General features: G+C 34.5%; 19 protein-coding genes and 8 tRNA genes. 8 read left to right on the forward strand and 19 right to left on the reverse strand.

Annotated features, from left to right (window positions below):
* Positions 1-153: 153 nt before the first annotated feature.
* The 3 genes from EL259_RS07235 to EL259_RS07245 all read left to right on the forward strand — a co-directional run bounded on the left by EL259_RS07235 (position 154) and on the right by EL259_RS07245 (position 4661).
* The gene (locus EL259_RS07235) at positions 154-1554 is read left to right on the forward strand and encodes a surface lipoprotein assembly modifier (protein ID WP_126600342.1); all 1401 of its coding nucleotides are present in this window, start codon (positions 154-156) and stop codon (positions 1552-1554) included.
* Positions 1555-1594: 40 nt separating this feature from the next.
* Positions 1595-2596, forward strand: coding sequence for a hypothetical protein (locus EL259_RS07240; protein ID WP_126600344.1), 1002 nt, complete (start codon positions 1595-1597; stop codon positions 2594-2596).
* A gap of 145 nt (positions 2597-2741) precedes the next feature.
* On the forward strand, positions 2742-4661 hold the full coding sequence (locus tag EL259_RS07245) for a YadA-like family protein (protein ID WP_126600346.1): 1920 nt from the start codon (positions 2742-2744) through the stop codon (positions 4659-4661).
* A gap of 88 nt (positions 4662-4749) precedes the next feature.
* Here the strand turns inward: EL259_RS07245 and msrAB are convergent, their stop codons facing one another.
* From msrAB to EL259_RS07310, 13 genes are all read right to left on the reverse strand, one after another.
* Positions 4750-6321 (reverse strand): bifunctional peptide-methionine (S)-S-oxide reductase MsrA/peptide-methionine (R)-S-oxide reductase MsrB, encoded by a 1572-nt coding sequence (msrAB, locus tag EL259_RS07250; protein WP_126600348.1) that lies wholly within the window; start codon positions 6319-6321, stop codon positions 4750-4752.
* 300 nt (positions 6322-6621) lie between these two features.
* Positions 6622-9870, reverse strand: a complete 3249-nt coding sequence (locus EL259_RS07255; RefSeq protein WP_232019033.1) for a type III restriction-modification system endonuclease — start codon at positions 9868-9870, stop codon at positions 6622-6624.
* 9 nt (positions 9871-9879) lie between these two features.
* Complete coding sequence (locus tag EL259_RS07260; RefSeq protein WP_408608226.1) at positions 9880-11901, reverse strand: site-specific DNA-methyltransferase; 2022 nt, start codon at positions 11899-11901, stop codon at positions 9880-9882.
* Positions 11902-11939: 38 nt separating this feature from the next.
* Complete coding sequence (locus tag EL259_RS07265) at positions 11940-12605, reverse strand: DUF4391 domain-containing protein (protein WP_126600350.1); 666 nt, start codon at positions 12603-12605, stop codon at positions 11940-11942.
* A gap of 16 nt (positions 12606-12621) precedes the next feature.
* Complete coding sequence (locus EL259_RS07270; RefSeq protein WP_232019034.1) at positions 12622-15876, reverse strand: helicase-related protein; 3255 nt, start codon at positions 15874-15876, stop codon at positions 12622-12624.
* Positions 15877-16259: 383 nt separating this feature from the next.
* Positions 16260-16346, reverse strand: a tRNA-Leu gene (locus EL259_RS07275).
* A gap of 3 nt (positions 16347-16349) precedes the next feature.
* Positions 16350-16423 (reverse strand) — tRNA-Cys (locus EL259_RS07280).
* A gap of 2 nt (positions 16424-16425) precedes the next feature.
* Positions 16426-16501 (reverse strand) — tRNA-Gly (locus EL259_RS07285).
* An 11-nt stretch (positions 16502-16512) separates the two neighbouring features.
* Positions 16513-16599, reverse strand: a tRNA-Leu gene (locus tag EL259_RS07290).
* Positions 16600-16602: 3 nt separating this feature from the next.
* Positions 16603-16678: transfer RNA gene (locus EL259_RS07295), tRNA-Gly, on the reverse strand.
* Between the two features lie 15 nt (positions 16679-16693).
* Positions 16694-16780 (reverse strand) — tRNA-Leu (locus tag EL259_RS07300).
* Between the two features lie 3 nt (positions 16781-16783).
* Positions 16784-16859, reverse strand: a tRNA-Gly gene (locus EL259_RS07305).
* 226 nt (positions 16860-17085) lie between these two features.
* Positions 17086-17775, reverse strand: coding sequence for a curli polymerization inhibitor CsgI-related protein (locus tag EL259_RS07310; RefSeq protein WP_126600352.1), 690 nt, complete (start codon positions 17773-17775; stop codon positions 17086-17088).
* A 131-nt stretch (positions 17776-17906) separates the two neighbouring features.
* Between EL259_RS07310 and EL259_RS07315 the strand changes: the two genes are divergently transcribed.
* The gene (locus EL259_RS07315; protein WP_126600354.1) at positions 17907-18179 is read left to right on the forward strand and encodes an acylphosphatase; all 273 of its coding nucleotides are present in this window, start codon (positions 17907-17909) and stop codon (positions 18177-18179) included.
* A gap of 65 nt (positions 18180-18244) precedes the next feature.
* Here the strand turns inward: EL259_RS07315 and EL259_RS07320 are convergent, their stop codons facing one another.
* Positions 18245-18574: a TusE/DsrC/DsvC family sulfur relay protein gene (locus tag EL259_RS07320; protein ID WP_126600356.1), complete on the reverse strand. Its 330-nt coding sequence runs from the start codon at positions 18572-18574 to the stop codon at positions 18245-18247.
* A 68-nt stretch (positions 18575-18642) separates the two neighbouring features.
* On the reverse strand, positions 18643-19320 hold the full coding sequence (locus tag EL259_RS07325; protein WP_408608227.1) for a Bax inhibitor-1/YccA family protein: 678 nt from the start codon (positions 19318-19320) through the stop codon (positions 18643-18645).
* Positions 19321-19530: 210 nt separating this feature from the next.
* Between EL259_RS07325 and EL259_RS07330 the strand changes: the two genes are divergently transcribed.
* Positions 19531-19621 (forward strand) — tRNA-Ser (locus EL259_RS07330).
* Positions 19622-19735: 114 nt separating this feature from the next.
* Here the strand turns inward: EL259_RS07330 and EL259_RS07335 are convergent.
* The 3 genes from EL259_RS07335 to grpE form a co-directional block, all read right to left on the reverse strand.
* Positions 19736-20137, reverse strand: coding sequence for an H-NS family histone-like protein (locus EL259_RS07335; RefSeq protein WP_126600357.1), 402 nt, complete (start codon positions 20135-20137; stop codon positions 19736-19738).
* A gap of 139 nt (positions 20138-20276) precedes the next feature.
* Positions 20277-20663: a methyltransferase family protein gene (locus EL259_RS07340; RefSeq protein WP_172594237.1), complete on the reverse strand. Its 387-nt coding sequence runs from the start codon at positions 20661-20663 to the stop codon at positions 20277-20279.
* 118 nt (positions 20664-20781) lie between these two features.
* Positions 20782-21372 (reverse strand): nucleotide exchange factor GrpE, encoded by a 591-nt coding sequence (grpE, locus tag EL259_RS07345; RefSeq protein ID WP_232019035.1) that lies wholly within the window; start codon positions 21370-21372, stop codon positions 20782-20784.
* A 130-nt stretch (positions 21373-21502) separates the two neighbouring features.
* On the opposite strand from grpE, the gene EL259_RS07350 reads away from it, so the two are divergent.
* The 3 genes from EL259_RS07350 (at position 21503) to prmA (ending at position 25141) form a co-directional block, all read left to right on the forward strand.
* Positions 21503-22423, forward strand: coding sequence for an NAD(+) kinase (locus tag EL259_RS07350; protein ID WP_126600362.1), 921 nt, complete (start codon positions 21503-21505; stop codon positions 22421-22423).
* A gap of 77 nt (positions 22424-22500) precedes the next feature.
* On the forward strand, positions 22501-24177 hold the full coding sequence (gene recN / locus EL259_RS07355) for a DNA repair protein RecN (protein WP_126600365.1): 1677 nt from the start codon (positions 22501-22503) through the stop codon (positions 24175-24177).
* 85 nt (positions 24178-24262) lie between these two features.
* Entirely contained in the window at positions 24263-25141 is an 879-nt protein-coding gene (gene prmA / locus EL259_RS07360; RefSeq protein ID WP_126600367.1) for a 50S ribosomal protein L11 methyltransferase, read from the forward strand.
* Between the two features lie 64 nt (positions 25142-25205).
* Here the strand turns inward: prmA and EL259_RS07365 are convergent, their stop codons facing one another.
* Entirely contained in the window at positions 25206-25820 is a 615-nt protein-coding gene (locus tag EL259_RS07365) for a riboflavin synthase subunit alpha (RefSeq protein WP_126600369.1), read from the reverse strand.
* Positions 25821-25849 lie beyond the last annotated feature (29 nt).

A 25849-nucleotide genomic window follows, 5' to 3' on the forward strand; every position in this document is an offset into this window, starting at 1 on the left:
TATAAATTAATTAGTTAGAGGTATTAAGTTAAAAAATAAAAGAGATTTGTAGGCGTATTCATTAGTTTTACTAATAGAATATGAAAAATTATGTAAAATTGCTTTTCTTTTTTCTAAATTTGGATAGAATCTATCAAAATTTAGGGTATAAGCATGAAATTTTATATTAAATCCATACTATTTATGAGCTTTTTAGGATATGTATCTAGTAGTTTAGCTCAAGAAGTCATTATTAATCGTCATGTTAAAGATGGCATTCAAAAAATTAAAATTACACCAAATAATATTGAACAACATAATGTTTTATTAGAGAAAGCGTTTATTACTTTATTAACGCTTAATGATACTAATAAAGTTCAGCAACTTTTGCCATTTTATGCAGGATTATCTTCAAGAAATCCTACTTGGATATTATGGGCAGATGCCTTATTAAAGGCAAAAAAAGATCCTGAACAATCTATTATTGAATATACACAGCTATTGGAAAATCAGCCTAATTTAGATGTAGCACGCTTACAATTAGCCTTATTATTACTACAAAATGGTGATTATTTTCAGGGAAAACGTGAGCTTTATTTATTAGCTACACAGGCCCCTAAAAATATCCAAGATATTGCAAAAGATTATTTAAATTTCTTACACCCAGAATCTCATTGGGAATATGATTTTTCATTAAGTTATTTACGAGATAATAATTTAACGAATATTGCACCTGTAGGAACACGAGTAGATAACTTAATTTCTACCGCTAAACCAGAAAGCGGGGTCGGAGTAAGTTATGGTTTGGTTGCGAGTCATAATTGGGAGCTTGCTCCTATCCTAGGACCAACATGGAACGGCTTATTTACAGGGATATCTCTTATTGGTACGGGGAAAATATATAATCGTCATGCATTTGATGAATTAGATCTCTCTGTTGCCCCACGTTTTGGTAAACAATTTAATCGGATTACATTAGGTGTTAGTCCTTTTGTTACTCAAAGTTTTTACGGAGGAGGAACCGATGGTGCTGGGCATTTAAGACGTGAATATTACGGAGTGGGAACAAACTTTTTCACACACTTTTATGCTAGTTCACATATTAGAATTTCGCCTTTTATAAGATTATCCCAACGCCATTATCAGAATGATATTTTGAAAGCAAATATTACAAGTTACGGCGTAAATATGGCTTATTTTTTACCTAAATTTAGATTTGAATTAGGTGGAGATTATCGTTCTTTTATGGCTCATCAGGGTTACGATAGTTATCGTCAGTGGAATCTTTATTCTGGAATAGAAGGAGAAATATTGAAATTAGGGCAGGCAATTCGTTTTGATTATAGTAAACGTTTTTATCAAGCTCCAATTGATCCACAAAGTTTTATTTCTTTCTTTACTAAGCGTCGAATAGATAGGGAATGGAAGGTTGATTATTCTATTTGGTATCAACCATGGCAATTTAAAGGATTTCAACCTCGGTTAACCTTCCAGTATAAAAAGTTTAGAAGTACAAATGTTTTTAAAAATCACGTCAAAAAACAAGTTGTGATACAAATTAATAAAACATTTTAGATCATTTTTATTTTATTAAATCAGTTAGGAGCGTATTTATATGCAAAAGAAAATTTTATCATTAGGTTTAATAAGCCTTTTAACCGCATGTGGTTCAGGTGGTGGAAGTTCAGGTCATGATAAAGATCATCAGAGCCAGTCCAAACAAAATTTAACATCATCTGTGACGCATAATATGAGTAAAAATCAAAATACTCAATCACAGGGAGAAACAAAAGGGAATATGCCAAATCAAAAAGTACCAATGGCACCCGAAATGACTATTCCTGCTCCAATGCAGCCTAATAATCAAATGAGCAAGGAAACTTCAGCAGATAATGCGGCGCATGCAAAATTTTATACAACAGGACTAGATTCTGTAATGAAAAATGGCGATCCGTTAACATTAACAATTGATGTATATGAAGAGAACCAAAATAAAAAATATCAAGATGATCATGATTTTATCAGAAAGAAACAACCAGATATTGTTAAGTTAGAACCTGAAAATACAAAAATAGTAAAAACAACGAATACAACTGAAGGTAATTATTATTACTTTGTGCCACTAGGCAAATTTAAAACAGGATATGTTGGATATTATCAATATAACCAAAATGGTGATGGTCGTACTTTAACATCTAAATATGTACGAGCAATTAATGAAAAAAATCGTGAACGAAATGTTCCTACAGATCTTAATGCAGAGTTTAGTAAGAAAAATGGCTTTATGTATTCGCCATTAAATAATAGTTATCAAACAGAACGCATTGTTAAATTTGGGGATATGGAGCTTTCCTTTAAAAATGGACATGCGAAAGGTAAAGTTTTAGATCCAAATATAAAGGATGATACTTTATTTAATATTAATGGTGATACGAAAAATCTAGTCTTCACAGCAACAAGTGGACAAGAAGCTTTAGGGATTAAGGCAGGAGCAAAAGGCTCAAGCGCACATGATGATTTAACCTTTGTGAAGGATGATCAGAACCAGTTGAAGTATGTCACTGGTACCGTGACTGGTGATTTTAATGGTGCTTTCGTAGTAGAAAAAACGAAATAATCCATAAAAATAAGGGGGAGATAAAACTTCCCCTTATTTTCTGATAAAAACATTAAAATTATTTAATAAAAACCTCTGTATTATAGAAGATTTTTTATTAGAACAATGAGATTTTGTTAGAAGTAAATGTATTAGGGAGAGGATAATGAAAAAGTTTTTTTTGAATAATTCTTTAAAACGAAGAACAGCATTGGAAGTAGTTTTGTTTAGCACTATAGCAATCTATCCAATGATAGGGCAAGCAAAGGATTCTGATTTGATTAAAAGTAATGCTCAAAACTTAAATTTGAGTGTCGGTGATGGTGCATCTACTAATGCTAGTGGTACGTATTCTACAGCAATAGGAGAGGGGGCTAAAACTATTGGTCATTCTGCATTAGCATTAGGAACGCAAGCAACAGCCAATGGTGATAATAGTGTAATAATAGGTGCTTTAAGTTCTGTGACTAGTGCTTCTACTGTCGGTATTGGTGCTAATGTACATGTAAAGGGGACAGGAGGCACAGCCATTGGATCAAATTCAAACTCATCTGGGGTAAGTTCTATTGCGTTAGGTTATCAAGCTAATTCTAGTGGAGATAGTGCAATATCTATTGGAGTATCAACCGAATCCAAAGGTAATGATTCTATCGCATTAGGTGATACAGCTATCGCTAATAAAGATCGATCTATTGCTATCGGTAGTAATGCTCATACAGAAGTAATAGATGGTATCGCAATCGGTACTGATTCAATAGTCAAACGTAAAGCTGGAACCGTAGGCTTTAATCCATACCCAGAAGATAAAGATAAAAGTAGTTCCAAGGCTTTCTATTCCACAGGCGCTGCAGTTTCAATTGGTAAAGAGGGTAAAATTCGTCAGATTACGCATGTTTCAGCAGGAACAGAGGATACTGATGCAGTGAATGTTGCACAGTTGAAATCTGTCATACATTTGGGGCTAAAATTTAAAGGTGATCATGGCGGTCCTGTTACCAATAAATTAGGCTCACAAGTGGATATAAAAGGTGATAATAAAAATATTACGACAGAATTAAAACAAACCCCCACTGGGACAACGATTATTAAGGTTGAATTGAATAAAGATCTTGATGTAAATAGTCTCAAGGCTAAAGATCATATCCAAGTCGGTGATGTTAAAGTAGATAATCAGGGCATAACCATTGCAAATGGTCAGATGCATGGACCATCTTTAACTAAAAATGGCTTAGATAATGCCAATAACAAAATTACGCATGTTGCAAGTGGTTTTGATGGAAAATCATTTTCAGACATTGAGAAGATTAGCAACAGTGATAATGAGATTTTTAAAAATGCAGTAAATGTAGGTGATTTAACTCAGGCGATTAAATCTGTTAAGACTGCGATTAATCATGTAGATTTAACTAAAGGGCTAGATTTTTCTGGTAATACAGGTCACGGACAACAAAAACTTGGTTCCCATATTGCAATCCAAGGAAGTAAAGCTGATCCGAATGCCGTTTATAGTAGTGAGAATTTAACTACACAATATACTCAGCAACAAAATGGTAATGGTGTAATTGAAATTAAGATGAAAGATACGCCAACCTTTAAAGCGATTAATGTAGGGAGAGATAAAACTGGTGCGCAAACAAAAATTACCCAGCAAGGGATAACGATTCAATCCCACAAGGGACAACCAGCTGTTTCTCTAACGGCACAGGGCTTAAATAATGGTGGTAATGTAATTTCTAATGTGGCTGATGGTCAAGCGCCAATGGATGCCGTTAATCTTAGACAACTTGATGGATTGAAGAAAGAAATGCATCATATACAAGCAGGTATTGATGATAAAATTCATAAAGTTAGCAAAGAATCTCGTGCAGGAAGTGCTTCTGCAGTGGCCACTGCACTTTTACCTCAACCTTTTAGTGCAGGAAGAAGTATGGTAGGGGCATCTTTAGGGCATTATCGTGATCAACAAGCTATTGCGATAGGTGTATCTCGTATATCAGATAATGGTAAATGGATTGTAAAAACTGCAGTGTCAAAAGATACCCAAAAGAATTTTGGTGGCGGAATGAGTTTCGGTTATCAATGGTAAATATTGATTAATGTAAATTTTTCCGAAAATTAGGGCGGCACATATAATTATGTGCCGCCCATTTTCTTTGACAATATGATAAATACAATTATTTTACTTTATCAATCCATTCCCCATAGCCTTCTTCTGCCATTTTATTAAGTGGAATGAATTTAAGGCTTGCTCCATTAATACAATAACGTAATCCACCTTTATCTTTTGGACCATCATTAAAAACATGTCCAAGGTGCGAATTAGCTTGGCTACTACGCACTTCAATACGATGCATATTGAAGCTGTAATCATCTTTTTCCGTCAACGCTTTGGCTTGGATTGGCTGGGTAAAGCTCGGCCACCCACAACCAGAACGGTATTTATCTGCACTACTAAATAATGGCTCGCCACTTACAATATCTACATAAATCCCAGGCTCAAATAATTCATCATAGGCATGACTAAATGCCCGCTCTGTCGCACCTTGTTGGGTGACTCGATAAGATAAATCACTTAATTTTTCTCTAAGTTCTTGCTCACTTGGTTTTTTATAGTGTTTATCCTCTGGTATTGGCTCCAATGGAACATCAGCTTTGGAAATATCAATGTGACAATATCCATTTGGATTTTTTTGCAAATAGTCTTGATGATAATCTTCCGCTTCATAGAAATTTGTCAGCTTTTGGGTTTCGACAGCGAGCGGAACATCAAATTTTTTCGCTTCACGCATGAGGGCAGCATCAATAATTGGGCGTTCACTAGAATTAGTATAGTAAATTCCCGTGCGATATTGTGTTCCTCTATCATTACCTTGTTTATTTAAACTAGTAGGATCGATAACACGGAAGTAATAACGTAAAATTTGATCTAATGAAATACGATTCGCATCAAACGTAATTTTTACAGTCTCCGCAGCACCTGTTCTACCTGTAACAACTTGTTGATAGGTTGGATTTGGAATACGGCTATTCGCATATCCTGATACCGCATCAATAACACCTGGAATACGTTCAAAATAAGCTTCTAATCCCCAGAAACAACCTCCAGCTAAGTAAATAGGTTGAGGATCAGCCATCTGATTTACTGCACTATCGTTTGCGATTTTATTTTGATACAACGTCATTTTATTCACCTTATTTAAGTTAGCTCGTGGATCTTTTAATAATGTTTGTAATTGTGCAAGGCTAAGATTCCCTCTATGAATACGTAAAAGTTCACCACTTGGACTGAAAAGCGCATAGCTAGGATAGACAGTAATGCCCAATTGTTTTGCTAATTTACCGCCATTATCAAGAAATACAGGCAAATCAGGGTAGTCCAGTCCCTTGTACCATAGATTAAAATTTTGGAAATTTTTTTCATTCAGAAAATCAGGGGAGGCAACCGTAACAAAGTTAAGATTCTGAAGAGCCTTATTATGTTGCCAGTCCTGGCTTTCTTGTAACGTAGCTAGGCAAAGCGGGCACCAACTCGCCCAGAATTTTATTAATAATGGCGCATTTGATTTCGGAGAATATTGAGGACTATTTTGGGCGTGGGGAAGATTAAAAACATAATTAGGGATAGAAAGAATGCGGGTATCATTGATCTGACTTTCTTTTCCAAACCAAGCAGGCGGACCATTATCGGCAATCGCAGCAAAAGCCGATGAACAAAGCGTAGTTAATAATAAAGCTTTTAGTTTCATAAAAGACTCCAATAAAAAGCAAAATACAATCTAAATAGTAATCATTCTAATCTATTTTTGTATAATTAATCTACGTTTAATGGGGTATTTAGTATCACTGGTTGGCTATTGCTGTAATAGTCATAATATTTTATTTAACAGATTTGGAAAGATGTTTTGGGAAAGGGTAAAGAATCACGGGGGAATTATTGTGGTTCCAAGATGATTATCATTATTTATTCAGGAATAATCAGCTAATTTGATTATTCCTGAAGACTTAAAGGTTATTTTGGTAGAAAATGAGAAATTAATAACTACAAGTTATGCTCCCATTTCTTTTATCCCAATAATTTGTTCAAGTTCGTCATAATTACTGATAACGCCATATTTAACTTGTTGATCGGTCGGAATGCTACTATCTGCGAGTGTATTGAAAAATATTTTAGCACTTTCGATTTTACGTTTTTCAGCATCTTTCAGGTCTTTATCGAGTGATGAACCTTTTGTTTCAGCCACAAAGTAAATATGGCGTACTTTTTCTTGATTAAACGCAATTGCCCAATCTGGATTGTAACTACCGAAGGGAGTCGGAATCCTGAAAGTATCAGGTAATTTGGCATATACAATCACTTCATCAACAGCGCTTTCCAAATTCTCTGCTAATTTTTTCTCAACCTTTGAGTCTGTGTTTATATATTCCCATACGTGTTTTTCAACTTTCATCGCAGTACTAGGCACTTTATTCGTTACAAATATCTCGTTTGCCAAATATCTTTTCTCAATAGGGTAGTATTGTAAATTCTGTATCAGCATACTTGCTTGTTGTTCATTAATAATCTCACTGACTTCTCTAATGAATGCTTCGGGATTATTCTTAAATTGTAAGAAAATCTGTTTAGCTATTCCTTGTAGAATACGGACGATCGTTTTTCTAGTAAGGTTTGTTCGCTCTGCAATATCACCAACCAAGTCATAAGATACATCTGTATGCGTAGAAATTTTTGGTTTCTCTGTTTGTATCGTTGTCTTTCCGAATCCTTGGTTATCAGATAATTGTTCTTTGGACAAATTATCAACTTGTTCGCCAGTTCTTACTACATAAGTTAATGTTTCAACAAAATTATTGTTACGTTTATCAGCTACTTTCTGGATAGCATCAATACTATTCGTAACTAAAATATCGCTATCGAGAGCAATTTGATAAATCGCTTTTTTATTGATTTGCGACCATAGTGCTTGGAATTCTTTACGATCTAAATTGCGCTTATTAATCGGATTGGAAATAGTTTTATTATCATTACCGAACATATCAGCTAGTATCGTAGGATTAAGTATCGCATCAGTAAGTTTATATATACTTTCCTCAAATGTTTGCAATGCTTCTGGAAGTGGTGCTAATTGACCATTAGCTTTATCTTCTCGATATTGGCTAGTAATTTTATCCTCCTCATCAATATAATTATGCTTGATAAGGTATTTATAAATCTTATTCGCCATGTCACCGTTAATTATTACTTGTTTACCATCATTATCATAAATAGTTTTACCTTTAAAATAGTCAGGTGTAGCTGTTGTCGGACGACTTGCTAATGTTTTAATAATTTCGCTTTGTAGCTCTGTTACAAACTGTGTATAACTTTCATTAGTAACAACGGTTAAATCATTGATACTATGGACTGCTCCCTCTGCCCCAAGATAATGGCTATCCATACGATCACCGTTCTTATTTACGGCCAATCTTAAGCCCCGGCCTACTTCTTGACGACGGGAAATAACATTATCGGAATGTTTGAGAGTACAAATAACAAAAATATTTGGATTATCCCAACCTTCACGTAATGCGGAGTGAGAAAAAATAAAACGGACATTCTTTTTGTGTTTATCTTCGTCACTATCATTTTTATCTGGGAAGGCAAGTAAACTTTCTTTATCTTTTAAGATTAAATCATAGGCATCAATATCATCAGCGACGTTCATTTTATCTTCATCTTTAACAAATTTTGCTGGTTCAACCATTCTTTTTGTTTTTTTATCAATAGAAAAATAGCCTTCGTGGGTTCGATTAACATCAATACTTTTCAGATAATTTTTATAGTCATCATCTTCAATATTTAAATCTGATTCTTCATCAAGTATCTGTTTATATTGCTCAATAAATATCTTTGCATATTCTCCATCGACAGCACTACCATTTTCATCGTATTGACGATATTTTGCTACTTCATCAATAAAGAATAGACTCAACACCTTAATTCCTTTCTTGAATAAGTCTTTTTCTTTAGCAATATGGGCTTTAATTGTTTCCCTTATCTGAATGGTACGTAATGCCTTTTCATCCAATTGACCTTGTGCTTGACCAACATAGATAGTTTTACCATTAACAAAATGAACAGATCCATCACGGGCGTCTATTTCTGAGATAATATATCTATCTTTATATTGCTCAGCATCATTAGAAATAGCATATAAATCGTCTCCTTTCTCAACTTTTCTAATTTCTCGTTTAAAACCATTTTTTTGTTTGATTTCTAATTCTAAACGAGCAACTGGTGCTGATTTTGATACTACAATATCTTGCAAATATAAATAGCTATGTGTTCCCGATAACCCTTTGGTTTCTATACCCTTTACGGTAATGCGTTTAACAAGTTTTTGATTATAAGCATCGAGGGCATCAAGGCGATAAATCAAATTATAATCGCGTTTATGCGTGGCGGAATAACGCAAAATAAATAATGGGTTAAAGTTTGATAATGCTTTTAAAGTACTGTCTCCTTGCATTTTTTGTGGCTCATCGAGAATCAGAATAGGGTTATTTCGGCTGATAACATCAATAGGGCGACGCGATTGAAATTCATCAAGTTCTGCATAAATTTTACGTGCAGCAGTATTACCTTCTTTAATGGAATTAAATGCTTGCACATTGATAATCATTACATTAACACCACTATCAGAACTAAAGCTTTCTAAATGATGCAATTGTTTAGAGTCATAGATGAAAAAGCGTGCTTTTTTGCCATATTCTTGTTGGAAATGATCTGCCATCATCGTAAAACTTTTATATACACCCTCACGGATAGCAATACTTGGCACCACAACAATAAATTTTGACCAACCATAGCGTTTGTTTAATTCAAACATTGTTCGGATATAACAGTATGTTTTCCCTGTTCCAGTTTCCATCTCAATGTTTAAATTCAATAAACTTCCTGTTAAATTTTTATTTTTCCCATTGTCATCAGTAATTAATGCACTAGAACTTGGTAATCCTTGGCGAGCTTGTACCTTTTGAATATTGTGTAAAATATCGTTTATATCAAACAACTGGGCATTTTTAAAACCAAAGCCGTCATCGTCATCGATACTTTGACCATTATAATTCGTACTCCCGCTATGTATTACACTTCCATCGTTAGATAAGAAACTAGGCTGTGCAACAGGTCTAGTTCTACCTTTATCAATGGTGTATTGCACGCCATTACTTTTAGGTTGCCCAATAAAGCAATCAGCTACGGCGTCAACGCTATCTGTTTGATAATCGAGAGTCTTAAAATGGATTTTCATTATCATATGCTCCCATTAAATAAATTTAACTTCAGTTTCAGGTGATAGCTGTTTTAAGCGTTCTTTAATATTGGTTTTATCTTGATCGTAAGCGATGGCACGTTCGCAAGAAACAAATTTTAATGGTTTTAACTCTGCGATTTCGTCAAGCATTTGGGTCGTAATCGTATCAAAACTTGCAACTAAACTATTAATTCCAACAATATACACTTTAGCTCCTTGTATCGTTTTACATTCTATTGGTAGAGTCAACGGTACGCCCCAGTCCAGCATGACTTGGAATAATAAGTCTTCGCCACTGCGATCATCTTTGATATTGGATCGCATTTGGGTAAGCATATCTTGGCTATAGTCATCAGGGCGGTAATAGACATCGCGCATATTCGTGCTATCAACTTTTAATACTCGAAAGCCTACATCAAGTGTATCAATACCATCTTTGCCTGCATTGTCGGCTTTAATTTTTGCTCCTGCGCGGCGGATACGTTCTTTAGAAATCTCAGCGATATTCCTTGGCATATTGTGTTTATCACAAAACTCTATTGCCTCTTTATTATCTTTTTTCTTTTTCTCCGTATCATCTATTCGTTCTGGCAACTGCACCATAATAAATTTACGGTTACCAGCATCTTCAGCATTCAGTTGCATAACCGCATCTGCAGTGGTGCTAGAGCCTGCGAAAAAATCTAATATAAGAGTTTCTTTTTCAAAAATCCCAATAATCCGTTTCATAAAATCCATTTGCTTTGGATTATCAAATACGGTACAGCCAAACATATTTTGCAAGTAAGTATAATCAGGTCGTTGGTCATCGCTCATTATAGATTTTGGTCGTTGATTAGAATTTTCATCTAAATATCTTTTGATTGTTGGCAAACTCCCATCCGTGTGAAAATGAACACGGTTATCCATAATTAAATCTTGCATTTTTTCTTGGGTATATCTAAACCCACCAGGTGGAATAGGATCTTCCTTATTGGTTAAAGGATTTACAATTTTAAGCATATTGCCATTTTTTACACCGCCTAAATCTCCCTTTCTATAAAGTCCTCTTTCATCAAAGTACCAATAATTTGTAAAATCTATAAATCGTGGATATTTTGTTAATTCTTTTAATTCTGCTGTAATTTCATCATTTGTTAAACCTTTATTCTGTAAAGTTTTAACTTTTGAAAGATATTCATCAATATTATTTTTCTTGACTTGCCATTTATTATTTTGATATTTAGCAGTCAGAAAACTCTCATTTTTTGCATAAATTAAACAATATTCGTGAGAGACAGAAACAAAATTACTTTGGTTTTTTGAGCTATTTGTATTTCTTATAAGCTCCGCTATAAAGTTACTTTCTCCAAAAATTTCGTTACATAGTTTACGTAAGTTATATACCTCCTTATCATCAATACTGATAAAAATAACTCCATCGTCGGATAACAAATTTCGCGCTAATTTTAAGCGACTAAATATCATTGTGAGCCAATCAGAGTGAAAGCGACCGTTCGTTTCAGTGTTGCTTATAAGGCGGTTGCCATCTTCGTCGATTTGTTCAGAACGTTGTAAAAAGTCGCCACTATTTTCGGAAAAATTATCTTTATAAATAAAATCTTTACCGGTGTTATATGGCGGATCGATATAAATTATTTTTACTTTGCCAAGATAGCTTTCTTGTAATAGCTTCAAGGCATCAAGGTTATCACCTTCGATAAAAAGGTTTTCGGTGGTATCAAAATTTACGCTTTCTTCACGGGCTGGGCGCAGTGTTTTGGCTATCGGGGCGTTGGCTTCAAGAATGGCCTTTTTCTTGCCGACCCAGTCAAGGCGATAGCGTTCTTGGTTTGGTTCGACTATAACGTTTTTTAGTTCTTGTTGGAGTAGAGTAAAGTCGATGCATTTTTGCAGATTGCCATTTTTATCTTCGGCCTCAGTGATGCAGTGGGGAAAGAGTTGTGCAATTTTTTCTATATTAGTTTCTACGCTACTTTTAGTGTGCATATCCAAATAGTCTTCATATTTGTTGTTTTGATTTTTCGCTGTCATTATTGTGTTCTCTTATTAAAATTATTGGATACTTTAGGTTATAAATTATTTAAGTCAGTTTGCAATTTATGTAATTCCATATTAAGTATAACTTTTTTGTTAAATTGTTTTTCACTTAATATTTGCTTACGTATTTTATCTATTTGTTTATGAATAGCTTCACGTTGTTTGGCTTTGACTAATTTTTCTGTAATAGAAAGTGGATACTCCTTATTCTGGATAGTATTGTGGTGAGGTAATAATTGTTCAATAAAATGGTTATATAAATCACTAATGTTCAGAAAAATTGGTAAATCTTGTCTTACTTCATCATCTAACCATTCTGATTGATAGTATTTATCAAGTACAACTTTACTCTTATCTACATTATTTAAACGTTTGTAAGTTGCTATAATTTTTACTTTCCCTCCAAAATATATTTCAAAAATGATCGGGGTTAAGATAAGTTTATCAATGAACTCTAATAAACTAATATCTATATCTTTTTGTCGGCTTTCAATATGAAATATTTGTATTTCTTGTAAATCATCATTACAGTCAATGTGGATAGTGTCACTCGAGAGTTTATATGCCCAAATAACTTTATCAATACAGTTCACAAAACCTTGCGTAATTTTGTTAGTTGCTTGTCCTTGCTGATAAAATTTATTTTTAGGAATGACTTTATCTACTTTTGCTTTATTTGGATATTGATACAATTTCATACAATCTTTCACTCAATTAAGGATGTTCTATAACGATAAAACCAATTAATTCAAAATCATTTAAAGTTGATATTTGGTTATTTAAGGCAGTTGTAGTTACACCTGTAAATAAACTATCAATATCCTTATCTTCTTTTACAGCTTTAATAGAACGGATTACGGTATCTAAGAGTTGAGAATAATGTTGCATGTCTCGACCATCACATGTACGAGCATTAAAGCGCTCATATGCCGATGGAATAGGTTTATCTTTTTTATAGCAAGCTTTTTTTACTATCTCTAATAGATGTTTTGTTTGTGTGTAATCCAACACAATTTTACCATCTTCAGTTACATAAGTCAGATAATATGGATGCAGTTGATTAACAATATTTTTCTGATGAAGTGTTTCACGAGATTTAAGTACAAAAATTGCACCAGGAATAAGGCCTATATCATTATTTGCTGGTACGACAGCGTGTAATCCTTTTGGTAAAGATTTAATTTCTGGATGATGCTCTATATAATTAAGCAAATCCATACGAAAATCATTTAATCCTAAATCTGTTATGGATACACCTGTATTTGCATCTTCTATATCAAGTACTTCATTTTGTAATCGTCGTAACTGTTCGTGCCGATATGCAATATCATTTGATTTAGCACTCAATACATTTTCATCACCAGTACTTGATATATCTACAAGTACCATGCGGTTTTCTACACGTTCGCGTAAATTGATATAGCTATCAAGCGAAATATTAGGCCAATAATTAACTAGTTGGATATATTTGTTTTGCGAACCGATACGATCAATACGCCCAAAGCGTTGGATAATACGCACGGGGTTCCAATGGATATCGTAATTGATTAAGTAGTCACAATCTTGTAGGTTTTGACCTTCTGAAATACAGTCAGTTGCAATCAGTAAATCAACCTCTCTCTGCTCATCTGGAAAAATTTGATTTTTAGATTTTGATCGTGGAGAAAATAAGGTTAGCAATCCTTGCATATCGTAATATTGTCGACTATTAGGACGAGATTTTATAGTCGCAGTATTATTGGTGCCCGTAATTTTGGCTGTGTGAATACCTAATTCTACTAATAATTCATCAGCAAGGTTGTTGAATAGATAATCAGCCGTATCAGCGAATGCTGTAAAAATAATGATTTTTTTATTATTACTATTGATAGGATTATTGATTTTATCAATGATATGTTTTTTTATATGCTGTAACTTATGGTCTTTTTGTGGTGTAATCGGCTTTATGCGAGCTAATAAATTAGATATAATTTCATTGTCAGCAGATAGCTCTTGTTTCCATAGTACAATATCAACATCATTGAGATTAATTTTTAGTTTTTCTCCAATCCATTCGTTTGGATCATTGTCATCCTCATTATATTCTAAATTAATGTCAATGTTTGTATCAGTGTCATTGTTTTCAAACCGCTCAATTTGATTAAGCATATCTTGAATACGGTTGTAGAGGGTCTGGAGAGTTAACCTAAATGAATGGATAGAACTTTCTAATCGTTTTAATAAATTTACAGTCATCAGTGATTGTAAACTCTTCTCACGATCTTTTTGTTTTAAACGCCCACCATCTTTTGTTTTTGTATCAAAAAGATCCTCATATTTTTGTATTTTACTTGGAAAAATAAAACTAAATGGGGCATATACGGATAAATTTAATGCAGATAAACTCGCATAAATATCATTCAGAGTGATAATGTTATCTTCACTAATACCACAGCGAAATGAAATAGGTTTTAACCGTTCAGGGAAGGAGCCAATATCTGTAGTATTGTAAAATTTTTGGATATGTTTGCGGGAGCGAGCAATAGTTACGCTATCTAATAACTTGAAAAAATCAAAGTCTAATAAATTTAATATTTTTTGAGTGGTACGTTGTGCTAGAGGAAGTTTGGCCCACGTATTAAATTGAGTCTGAGCAGACTTGAAAATTGTATCAATATCTTTATTAGTATCGAGCTTTTCATTAATCTCAGCAGTGTTACCTTCATAGGCTAGAGCCAATTGATTTTTTAAATCATTAAAACGATTATTGACGGGGGTTGCTGAAAGCATTAATACTTTTGTTTTTACTCCCTGACGCATTACTTTTTCCATAAGGCGTTCATAACGAGTCTGTTTATCTTTAAAAGCATCATTATTGCGGAAATTATGCGATTCATCAATAACAACTAAATCATAGTTACCCCAATTAATTTTTGCTAAGTCAATACCTAAGGTATGTCCTGAATCACGTGATAAATCAGTATGATATAAGACATCATAATTAAATCTATCACTTGCAAAGATATTGGTGACAAGATTTGTATTGTAATTTGTCCAGTTTTCACCAAGTTTTTTAGGACATAATACCAATACACTTTTATTTCTTAACTCATAGTATTTAATGACTGCAAGAGCCGTAAATGTTTTACCTAGCCCAACGCTATCGGCTAAAATACAACCATTATAAGTTTCTAGCTTATTTATAATACCGACAGCAGCATCTTTTTGGAAACTGTATAACTTTTGCCATACTAAGGTATCTTGATAACCAGTTAAATTATTAGGCATTACATCTTCGCCAATATTTTCTAAAAATTCTTTAAAAATATTGTATAAAAATAGAAAGTAGATTTTTTCAGGTGCATTTTCTTGATACACTGACTCTATATGGCTAATTATCTCGCTAGTGATATCCTTAACTTTACTTGTATCCGCCCATATTTGATCAAATAATTGCATATACTGATTTGATAGTGGTGAATTTAAGCAGTTTACTAGATTTGATAACGCATTACCTTTTTTATATCCTAAACCGACAGGAGTAAACCCTTGAATAGGGCTATATGCAGTAATTGAATCAGAGTTTTGTATGCATATCATTTCTTGCATTACGGATTCATCTATATTCGATTGAAACGAGGCTTTACGGCGGATCCAAGCTGCACATTCTTTAGCGATTGCCTTTTGAATTAGCTTATTTTTTAAATGAATTTCAAACTCTGTACCATATATACCATTTTCACGTTCATGTTGAGGGATGATAAATTCTCGTTTTTCTTTTTTTAAATTGTCAGCAATTTGATTATTTATAAAGGTAGGGGATGTAAAAATAAATTGGACGGAATCTAGCTTTTCTAACTCTTCTTTTAAGGCGGCAAAAGCATAAATAGAAAAATATGAAGCAGCAATTTTGAGCTTTGAATGCTCATTCAAGTTTTGCTTTATATCTTCTCCAAGTAATTTATTAATATTATCAATAAGTTGGATCATATCTGCTATAATTTTTTACTCTAATTAAAAATACTATAAACTAAAATTAGTGTGGTATTATTTTTTATACTAAATTGATCATTTAGGACAGAGGTTGAATTATTTTAATATTCCAGTACGTCATGTCTTGGAGGATTGAACCTATAGAAATCTCCTAATCACGATAGTTATTTAGTGCAATAGCTCTTATTTGTGGTTTCATGGCATAGAAAAACGCTAATCATTAAGCGTTTGCTTAATATGTCCCAAATAAGAGAGTACAGTATATAATTGTTCTAGGACATTCTAACAGAAATTTGAATAGAGATAAATTTTAGGTAATAAAAAAGCACCTTAAGGCGCTATATTCTTTTTGTAACCTTTTGATTTTGAAAGGTTAGAAGTGGTGCCCGGAGGCGGACTTGAACCGCCACGGCTCGAAAGCCGAGGGATTTTAAATCCCTTGTGTCTACCGATTTCACCACCCGGGCAAGTGGAGGCGTGTCCCGGAGTCGAACCGAGCTACATGGATTTGCAATCCAGTGCATAACCGCTTTGCTAACACGCCATTGGAGCGGGAAACGAGGCTCGAACTCGCGACCCCGACCTTGGCAAGGTCGTGCTCTACCAACTGAGCTATTCCCGCATAGTAATAAATGGTGCCCGAGGGCGGACTTGAACCGCCACGGCTCGAAAGCCGAGGGATTTTAAATCCCTTGTGTCTACCGATTTCACCACTCGGGCGAGTGGAGCGGGAAACGAGGCTCGAACTCGCGACCCCGACCTTGGCAAGGTCGTGCTCTACCAACTGAGCTATTCCCGCATAGTAATAAAGTATTGGTGCCCGGAGGCGGACTTGAACCGCCACGGCTCGAAAGCCGAGGGATTTTAAATCCCTTGTGTCTACCGATTTCACCACCCGGGCAAGTGGAGCGGGAAACGAGGCTCGAACTCGCGACCCCGACCTTGGCAAGGTCGTGCTCTACCAACTGAGCTATTCCCGCAAAACTTAAACTTTATTTCGTTTTGATTCGTTGTTGCGAATCAACGAGGCGTATTATATGTATTTTTATTCCCATGTCAAAGGGAAAAAATAAAAAATAATTCAAGTGCTTAAATTTGGATCAATACGTTTAAATATGGTACATTGTTTGCATATTTTATAGGTAAAGGCGAGGAAATTTATTTAACTTATTGATAAATTTCCTCTTTTTTATATAGAAAATAATACTATTTTTGTGCTTTAGCCCATTTTAAGAAGCGTGCTTTTGTTGCTTTATCCGCCTGTTGGAACCAAAATTGTAATTGTTGTTCTGCAATATTTTGTCCTTTAACGACAACTTTTTCTTTTTTTATTTGATATGTATCGCCAGCAAGCGACATAGATTCATTTGTGACAACGTCACTTGGCACAGTTTTTTTGATCATTGCAAAAGAAGAAACAGATGCAACACCATTAGATGCATTATATTTAGCAATATTGTCAATTAAGTTTAATCCAGGTAGAAAACCTTCTTGTGGAAGAAAAGCTTGTTTGGATGGAATTTTTTGACCACTTTGAGTTGTCACATTGATATGAGGATTATTTTTAAATTCATTTACTTCAAATTGATTGCGTAATCTTGGTACATTTAACATGACATTTTGATCGTGGCTATCAAAGGTAACAATAATAGGATCTGATTCATATAAAACTTGATTATTCCCTTGATTAATAATGTCACTTACACTTATAACGGCTTGATGAACGTGATTATTGCTAATTTCTAAGTTTTTTAGTTCACTAAAAGTGGGATTTTTTACTTTATGTCCGTCTAGTGCTAATACTTCAATATTCGGCGATACACTTAGCATCCCTGCAAAGCTTGTCGCAGATGAAAAAAGTGCAATACTTGCGAGGGCAACGGTAGATAATTTCATGATTTCTCCTTGTATAAGTAAATGACTCGAGTTTTCGTAATATAAATTGTTGGTATGCTAAGCTAAAATGTTATAAATATAAACAAAAAAATATATTTTTTAGTCAAATATATCTTGATGTTGGAGGCTATATGAAAGTCGTTAGAATTCTTGTCACAGGATGTGTGCAAGGTGTGGGATTTCGTTTTTATACGAAACGATTAGCCGATCAGCTAGAATTGGTAGGTACGGTGCAAAACTTATCTAATGGAGGAGTGGAAATTATAGTGAAAGGGGAGTCTGCAATTGTACAAAAGTTTATTGATAAATTACCTAAAATGAATCCGTATGCTCGAGTAGAAGATATAGAAGTAGAAGATGTTATAGAAAAAGTAGTTTTCTTAAATTTTTCAATTCTACGGTAAAAATCACACCACAAGTAATTTATTAAATAATTTTTTAAGAAAAATGTGGCGTGATTTTATCTTTTTTAAAGGCATTTAGCAGGCTTTGGCAGTCCTGCAAGTTTTGTTGCTTGCTTAGCAACGCCATTTGGGAAAAGTCTTTGTAAGTAGCGGCTGTTTCCTTTTTCTGGTCCAAATTTTTGGGATATCGCTTTTACGAGCATGCGAATTGCAGGAGAGGTTTTGTATTCTTCATAGAATTCACGAACAAAGAGAATGACTTCCCAATGTAATTCTGTTAATTCAAGATTTTCTTGTTTTGCGATAGCAATCGCGACATCGGTTGACCATTCTTGATGATTCAGAAGATACCCTTCTTTATCTGTTTCAATCTGTTTGTCATTAACAGTAAGCATAGGTTTCCTTTTATTATTTTTATAAAAAAAGCACCTAATTTTAAGGTGCTTTTCTTTATTTAACAAGTTTAGTCATCACGGTTCATAATACCGAGGATATTAAGTAAGCTGATGAATAAGTTATAAATTGAAACATAAAGATTTACGGTTGCTCGGATATAATTTGTTTCTCCACCATTTACGATCTCACTAGTTTCATAAAGGATTGCAAGGGTAGAGAAGATCACAAAGAGTGAGCTAATACCGATAATGAAAGCTGGAGTATGGAAGAAGAAACTTGCAATCATGCCAATAATAAGCACAACAAAGAGTGCCATCATTGTGCCGCCTAAGAATGACATATCACGTTTCGTAGTTAACACATAAGCGGAACTTGCAAAAAAGACGACTGCTGTTCCAGCAAAAGCATAGGCAACGGCACTGCCAAGACCTGCACCGAGGTACATATTGATGATAGGTCCGAGAGTGTATCCCATGAATCCTGTTAATGCGAAGGTGGATAAAATTCCCCAACCACTGTTAGACAGTGCATTATTCAAAAAGAGTAATGCGTAAAAACCGATAATAACAATTAATGGACTAAGAGGCGGAAGTCCTAGTGCCATTGAAATATAGGCGGTTAGGGCAGAAAAAGCGAGGGTTAGTCCGAGTAAGAAGTAAGTGTTTCTTAGCACTCTGTTCGTGCTTAATGCAGAAGCAGAGTAGCCATTTTCGTTAAGACGATCTGTATCAATACGCATACGCATGAAAAGCTCCTAATGTTAAGAAAAAATAGAATAGAATTTAGGGTAAAGTAATAGCTATGTTGATAAATGTCAATGCAAAGAGAGAAGGAAAAATAACATTAATGCGTAAAATGCGATCATATCGATTAAATAAATGGCGATTGAAATAAAAAATGCATTTATTTGTTTACGAGTTTATTTTTTTATATTATATTTGCTCGCGTTCAGAACGGAGGAATGGTCGAGTGGTTGAAGGCACCGGTCTTGAAAACCGGCGAGGGTTTGTAGCCCTCCGTGAGTTCGAATCTCACTTCCTCCGCCAGTTTTATTGCCAGTGAATTATTTCGCTGGCATTTTTATTTTTTAGATTTCCTTTTTTCAAAAATAAAGCCGTCACATTTTATGACGGCTTTTTGTTTATTTAATTTCTAGTAAATTATTTAATTAAGAAATCTTCTAATGTTTTATTATGGTCATTGATTTCTGCTTTTAAAGATAAAGGCATGTTACCACGACCTGTCCATTGATGGATTGTACCTTCTGCATCCATCCATTCATATTTCGCAGGAACTTTGGTTCCTTTTTTACTAGAACGAGTTGTTGCATTACCACCAAGATCTTCAATAGAAATACCTAGTGTTGCCATTTTTTCACGTAATTCAGAAACTGCACGTTCTTTTTCAGCGAGTTGTTGTGCAATTTTTTCATTTTCAGCTCGACGTTCTTCAATAATTTCTTGAAGTTTTAATAAACAGCTTTCGGCGTCGTCTAAACTCATTTCATTAATTACGCGTCGTAAACTTCTTTTATTATTTAATACTTTTATTAAGTTTTCCATATTTCTACCTTCTTCTTTAATATAAAATCATACCGCACGGCTATGTTAAAGCCCTTTTTTTTGATTGTAAAGGGAAAGCAGAAAATTATTGTTAAATCGAGCTAATATATTATTTCATGGAAAGTGTAAAATAAATTATTTATATCCAACGTCCCACTTTATGCATATAAGCTTGATACTGGTTACCAAATTGTTTTAATAAGTGTTTTTCTTCTTTTTTTATTTGAAAGTGAGTGGTCATAAAATAGTAAAATAGTATTCCCCAAAATGATAATAAATTTTCTAAGTAGAAGAAGTAAGCAATAAGGATAAGCAATAAGCTAAGATACATAGGATTACGGGTATAACGATAAATACCAGTATCAATTAAGTATGTTGTATTATTTAAATCAAGAGGACTAATATTTGCTTTGTTTTTGATAAATAACGATAAACTACTTATAGCAATGATAATACCAAGGGTAAGAAAAAATAGGCTAACTAATGGTGATAATTTGAATGGATAATATACTGGAGTTAAGTACATAAAGATTAGGCTAAAGATAAATAAAAGGGGAGGAATACGCAAAAACATGATTAAAATCCTCAGAATAAAAAAATAATGGTTAAATACAATTTAACCATTATTTAAATAAAACATTCTATTACGCTGAAATCATTACCATTGCTGGGCGAATGACACGTCCGTTTAAAGTATAACCTTTTTGTAGGACATTAGTAATTTTGTTTGAATCCATGCCTTCTACTTGCTCTTGTTTAATAGCATGGTGAAGTTCAGGATTAAAAGATTCGCCTACTTCACCTACAGCTTTAATGCCATAATTTTCAACGGTTTTTAATAAACCTTTTAAGGTTAATTCAACACCATCAATAATTGCACGAACATTTTCTGCCATTTCATCTGTTGGAACAGCTAGAGCACGTTCTAAATTATCGATAGATTCAAGAAGATCTTTTGCAAATTTTTCAAGTGCAAATTTATGAGCTTTTTCAACATCTTGAGTAGCACGACGGCGAATATTATCAATTTCTGCGCGGCTACGTAGTAAGATATCTTGTTCTTTTTTGGCTGCTTCTGCTAATTGTTCTTCTAGTTCTTGTACACGTTCAATCGCATCAGCAAGTGGATCTGATTCAGTCATTTCTTGTTCTTGAGTTTCTTGTTCTGGTAAGTCTTTTTCTACGTCTTCGGTAGCGGTCACTTCTTCATGAACTGGGTTGTTTTTTGTAGACATGGCCTTCTCCATTTTTGTGATTGTTAAAATAAATGATCTGTGTCATTGGCTAGTCAAGCCAGAATAATATGTGTAATATAGCGTTAAATTTTGTAAATTCAAGTATAGAACTTTTCTTAATATCTAGAATATGACAACGACTAGACACACATTGACACATCAATCATTACATAAAACTTTCCATACCATCGGGTTAGTTGGAAGACCTCGTGGGGATAATACCTTGCGTATGCATAAGAATGTGTTTAATTGGTTAAATGATCGTGGATATAAGGTGCTAGTTGAGCCTGAAATTGGTAACCAGCTTCATTTAGCACCGAAATATATTGCAAATTTGCAACAAATAGGCGAACAAGCACAGTTAGTTATTGTGATTGGTGGCGACGGTAATATGCTAGGTAAAGCTCGAGATTTTGCAAAATATAATATTCCACTTATCGGGATTAACCGAGGAAATTTAGGATTTTTAACTGATATAGACCCTAACCAAACTTATACCCAGCTTGAAGCTTGTTTAGAACGTGGTGAATTTTTTGTTGAGGAACGCTTTTTACTTGAAGTAAAAATAGAAGGAGATGATGGCGTTTACCAGGCAGCGTGTGCGGTGAACGAGGCAGTGGTTCATCCGGCCAAGATTGCACATATGTTAGATTTCCATGTATATATTAATGATAAGTTCGCTTTTTCTCAGCGCTCTGATGGTTTAATAATTGCCACGCCGACAGGATCAACAGCTTACTCTTTATCAGCAGGTGGTCCGATTATGACACCTGATCTTAATGCTTTAGCATTAGTACCTATGTTCCCTCATACATTATCTTCTCGTCCTTTAGTCATTGATGGCGATAGCAAGGTTTCTATTCGTTTTGCCGATCACCAGCATTCTGGTCTTGAAGTGGGGTGTGATAGTCAAATTACACTAAATATCCGACCAACAGATGTTGTACATATTCAAAAAAGCCCACATAAATTACGTTTACTACATTTGAATAATTATAATTATTACAATGTATTAAGTTCTAAATTAGGTTGGTTAAGAAATAAAAATTAGCCGAAGATTAAAAAATCACTTTACTGTATATAAAAACAGTTTTAAACTGAGCGCATATACAGTAAAGGGGATTTTTTATGCTAACTCAATTAACAATTAATCATTTTGCAATTGTCCATCATGTTGATATTGAATTTGCAACTGGTATGTCAGTTATTACTGGTGAAACAGGGGCAGGTAAATCTATTGCTTTGGATGCATTAGGTGTTTGTCTTGGGCAGCGTACCGATAGCACAATGTTGCGTGACAATGAAAACCGTGCAGATATTTGTGCCGTATTTCATATTTCTCCTGAAAACCCAGCTTATACATGGTTGATTGAACAAGAGTTACAAGATACAGATAATCCTGAAAACTGTATTTTGCGTCGTGTCATTAGCCCAGATGGTCGTTCTAAATCCTTTATCAATAGTACACCTGTTTCCGCACAACAATTAAAATTACTCGGGCAATTTTTAGTGCAAATTAATGGTCAACATGCTGCCCAACAATTATTGAAACCCGAGTATCAAATGCAATTATTAGATTGTTATTGTGAGCATACGTCAGTTTTAAATCAAATGCAGGCAGATTATTCAAATTGGAAAAATTTACAACAGCAAGTAGCGACTTTTCATCAAAAATGCCAAGAAAATGCAGCGAAAAAACAATTACTTGAATATCAAGTAGCTGAGTTAGATGAATTTGCACTGAAAGAGAATGAATATGAAGAATTAGAAAAAGAACATACTCGTTTATCCAATAGTGAAACATTAAGTATGTTATCGCAGTCTGCCTCACAGTTATTAAGTGAAAATGAAGAAGTTAATATTGAATCTTTATTATATCGTGCGACACAGCACATTGGAGAATTAGTAGAACTAGACGCTCAATATGCAGAAGTTAATACGTTATTACAAGAGGCATTAATACAAATTCAAGAAGCTTCTTCTGAATTGCAGATTTTAAGCAGCAATATTGAACAAGATCCCGCTTTATTACAAGACGTGGAGGATCGCCTAAGCCAATGCATTAATTTGGCACGTAAGCATAATGTTAAACCAGAAGCGCTTTATCAACTACATCAACAATTAAAACAAGAATTAACAGAGTTAGTTGATTTTTCTGAAAGTGAACAAACCTTGATTGAAGAGGAAAATAAAGCATACCGCCACGCATTAGAAACCGCAGAGCGTTTACATCAATCGCGCATGGAAAAAGCGACAGTTTTATCACAACAAGTCACGGAAAATATCCAAAAGTTAGCCATGGAAAATGCGATCTTTTCTATTGAACTGAATTTTGATGAAAATAAATTAACCGCAAAAGGCGCAGACAGTATCGCATTCAATTTACGTAGTAATCTTGGTCAACAGGCTCAAGCTTTAAATAAAACCGCATCAGGCGGAGAACTTTCACGTATTGCATTGACATTACAAGTGCTAACCTCGCATAAAAATGCGATTCCAACCCTCATTTTCGATGAGATTGATGTGGGCATTAGTGGTGCGACTGCGAGTGTGGTAGGGCAATTATTACGTAACTTAGGGGCGCATACCCAAGTGATTTGTGTTACTCATTTACCGCAAGTAGCATGTTGTGGGCATCATCATTTTGCTGTAGAAAAACATGTGGTGAATGATAAAACAGAAACCATGATGAAAAAATTAACGCCAGCAACTCGAGTGCATGCATTAGCCAAATTGCTCGGTGGTAGTGAAATTACAGAAACTGCGTTAGCAAATGCCGAAGAAATGTTAGCACTTGTTTCATAAATCTTTTATAAGCGTTGAATTTTTAAGGCGTGTCCTTTACTATACCAAGCTTTATCAGTGTAATTTAGATAATTAAGGAATAATAATGGCGTGGTTACAGCTCCGTATGAATAGTACGGATCAACAAGCAGAAGCATTAAGCCAAGCAGTAGAAGATCTTGGTGCAGTGTCAGTGACTTTTGTCGATAGTCAAGATACTCCGATTTTTGAGCCTCAACCGGGCGAAACGCGTTTATGGGGCAACACGGATGTGATCGCTTTATTTGATGCAGAAACTGATATGCAAGAAGTTGTAAAAGGCTTAAAAGCATTGGGTTACTTAGCAGACGATGTTTATAAAGTAGAACAAATTGAAGATAAAGACTGGGAACGTGAATGGATGGATAACTTCCACCCAATGCAATTCGGTAAACGCTTATGGATTTGTCCAAGCTGGCGTGAAGTTCCAGATGAAAATGCAGTAAATGTGATGCTCGATCCTGGTCTTGCGTTTGGTACAGGTACGCACCCAACAACAGCATTGTGCTTAGAATGGTTAGAAGGTCTTGATTTAGAAGGCAAAACTGTTATTGATTTCGGATGCGGTTCAGGTATTCTCGCTATTGCTGCATTAAAATTAGGCGCAAAAAATGCAATTGGGGTTGATATTGATCCACAGGCAATTACCGCAAGTACTAATAATGCGGAACAAAATGGCGTAGCAGATCGTTTACAGCTCTTTTTAGCAAAAGATGCGCCGAAAGATCTTAAAGCAGAAGTTGTTGTTGCAAATATTTTAGCGGGTCCGTTAAAAGAACTTTATCCGACAATTAGTGAACTCGTATTACCAGCGGGTGATCTCGGATTATCAGGGATTTTAACAACACAAGCACAGGGTGTTTGTGATACATATGCAGAAAAATTTGACCTCGATCCTGTTGCGGAAAATGATGAATGGTGCCGCATTACAGGTAAACTAAAATAGGCTAGAATATTAGAAAATATAAGCCTCTTATATATTTTTGATGTAAGAGGCTTTTTATTTTTAATTAAATTTGACGATTTTTTAAATATCGTTCAACTGTATCGACAATCGCTTGGGTTTGTGGATCGATCTCAATGTTTACAAGGCTACCGATAGGGCGTTTACTGATCATTGTGCGTTGTAGGGTTTCAGGGATAAGGTTTACGCAGAATGTATTACCTTTTACTTCACCGATAGTTAAACTAATACCATCAATCGCAATGAAACCTTTGTGAAGAATATATTTGATTGCACCGTTATTTGGCATTTCAAACCAAATTTGGACGTTATTTTCACTTGGAATAATATTGATAACTTTTGCCATGCAATAGACGTGTCCAGAAAGGATATGACCACCGATTTCGGTACCCATTTGCATTGCACGTTCAATATTAACTGAATCGCCAACATTTACTTGGCTTAGATTAGTCAGTTTTAACGTTTCTTGCATTAAGTCAAAACTCACTAAATCGCCATCGATTTTAGTAACAGTTAGACAAACACCATTATTGGCAACAGATGCCCCTAATTGTAAATCCTTTAGCAAGGAAGGTGGCATTTTTATAGTATGTGTTCTAAAATTTACCTTTTCATCAATTGCCACAATAGGGGCAATTCCTTGAACAATACCTGTAAACATTTTTTACTCTCTTATTAATGAATATATTG

Source organism: Actinobacillus delphinicola (genome assembly GCF_900638385.1).
GTDB classification, from domain to species: domain Bacteria; phylum Pseudomonadota; class Gammaproteobacteria; order Enterobacterales; family Pasteurellaceae; genus Actinobacillus_C; species Actinobacillus_C delphinicola.

Bases quoted from the DNA above. Each gene is read 5' to 3' on its own strand.
- EL259_RS07245 (WP_126600346.1), top strand. From the start codon at position 2,742: ATGAAAAAGTTTTTTTTGAATAATTCTTTAAAACGAAGAACAGCATTG.
- EL259_RS07340 (WP_172594237.1), bottom strand. From the start codon at position 20,663: ATGTACTTAACTCCAGTATATTATCCATTCAAATTATCACCATTAGTT.
- EL259_RS07320 (WP_126600356.1), bottom strand. From the start codon at position 18,574: ATGCTTACTGTTAATGACAAACAGATTGAAACAGATAAAGAAGGGTAT.
- prmA (WP_126600367.1), top strand. From the start codon at position 24,263: ATGGCGTGGTTACAGCTCCGTATGAATAGTACGGATCAACAAGCAGAA.
- EL259_RS07255 (WP_232019033.1), bottom strand. From the start codon at position 9,870: ATGATAATGAAAATCCATTTTAAGACTCTCGATTATCAAACAGATAGC.
- EL259_RS07260 (WP_408608226.1), bottom strand. From the start codon at position 11,901: ATGACAGCGAAAAATCAAAACAACAAATATGAAGACTATTTGGATATG.
- EL259_RS07325 (WP_408608227.1), bottom strand. From the start codon at position 19,320: ATGCGTATGCGTATTGATACAGATCGTCTTAACGAAAATGGCTACTCT.
- EL259_RS07270 (WP_232019034.1), bottom strand. From the start codon at position 15,876: ATGATCCAACTTATTGATAATATTAATAAATTACTTGGAGAAGATATA.
- recN (WP_126600365.1), top strand. From the start codon at position 22,501: ATGCTAACTCAATTAACAATTAATCATTTTGCAATTGTCCATCATGTT.
- EL259_RS07350 (WP_126600362.1), top strand. From the start codon at position 21,503: ATGACAACGACTAGACACACATTGACACATCAATCATTACATAAAACT.
- grpE (WP_232019035.1), bottom strand. From the start codon at position 21,372: ATGTCTACAAAAAACAACCCAGTTCATGAAGAAGTGACCGCTACCGAA.
- EL259_RS07365 (WP_126600369.1), bottom strand. From the start codon at position 25,820: ATGTTTACAGGTATTGTTCAAGGAATTGCCCCTATTGTGGCAATTGAT.
- EL259_RS07235 (WP_126600342.1), top strand. From the start codon at position 154: ATGAAATTTTATATTAAATCCATACTATTTATGAGCTTTTTAGGATAT.
- EL259_RS07240 (WP_126600344.1), top strand. From the start codon at position 1,595: ATGCAAAAGAAAATTTTATCATTAGGTTTAATAAGCCTTTTAACCGCA.
- EL259_RS07310 (WP_126600352.1), bottom strand. From the start codon at position 17,775: ATGAAATTATCTACCGTTGCCCTCGCAAGTATTGCACTTTTTTCATCT.
- EL259_RS07335 (WP_126600357.1), bottom strand. From the start codon at position 20,137: ATGGAAAACTTAATAAAAGTATTAAATAATAAAAGAAGTTTACGACGC.
- EL259_RS07315 (WP_126600354.1), top strand. From the start codon at position 17,907: ATGAAAGTCGTTAGAATTCTTGTCACAGGATGTGTGCAAGGTGTGGGA.
- msrAB (WP_126600348.1), bottom strand. From the start codon at position 6,321: ATGAAACTAAAAGCTTTATTATTAACTACGCTTTGTTCATCGGCTTTT.
- EL259_RS07265 (WP_126600350.1), bottom strand. From the start codon at position 12,605: ATGAAATTGTATCAATATCCAAATAAAGCAAAAGTAGATAAAGTCATT.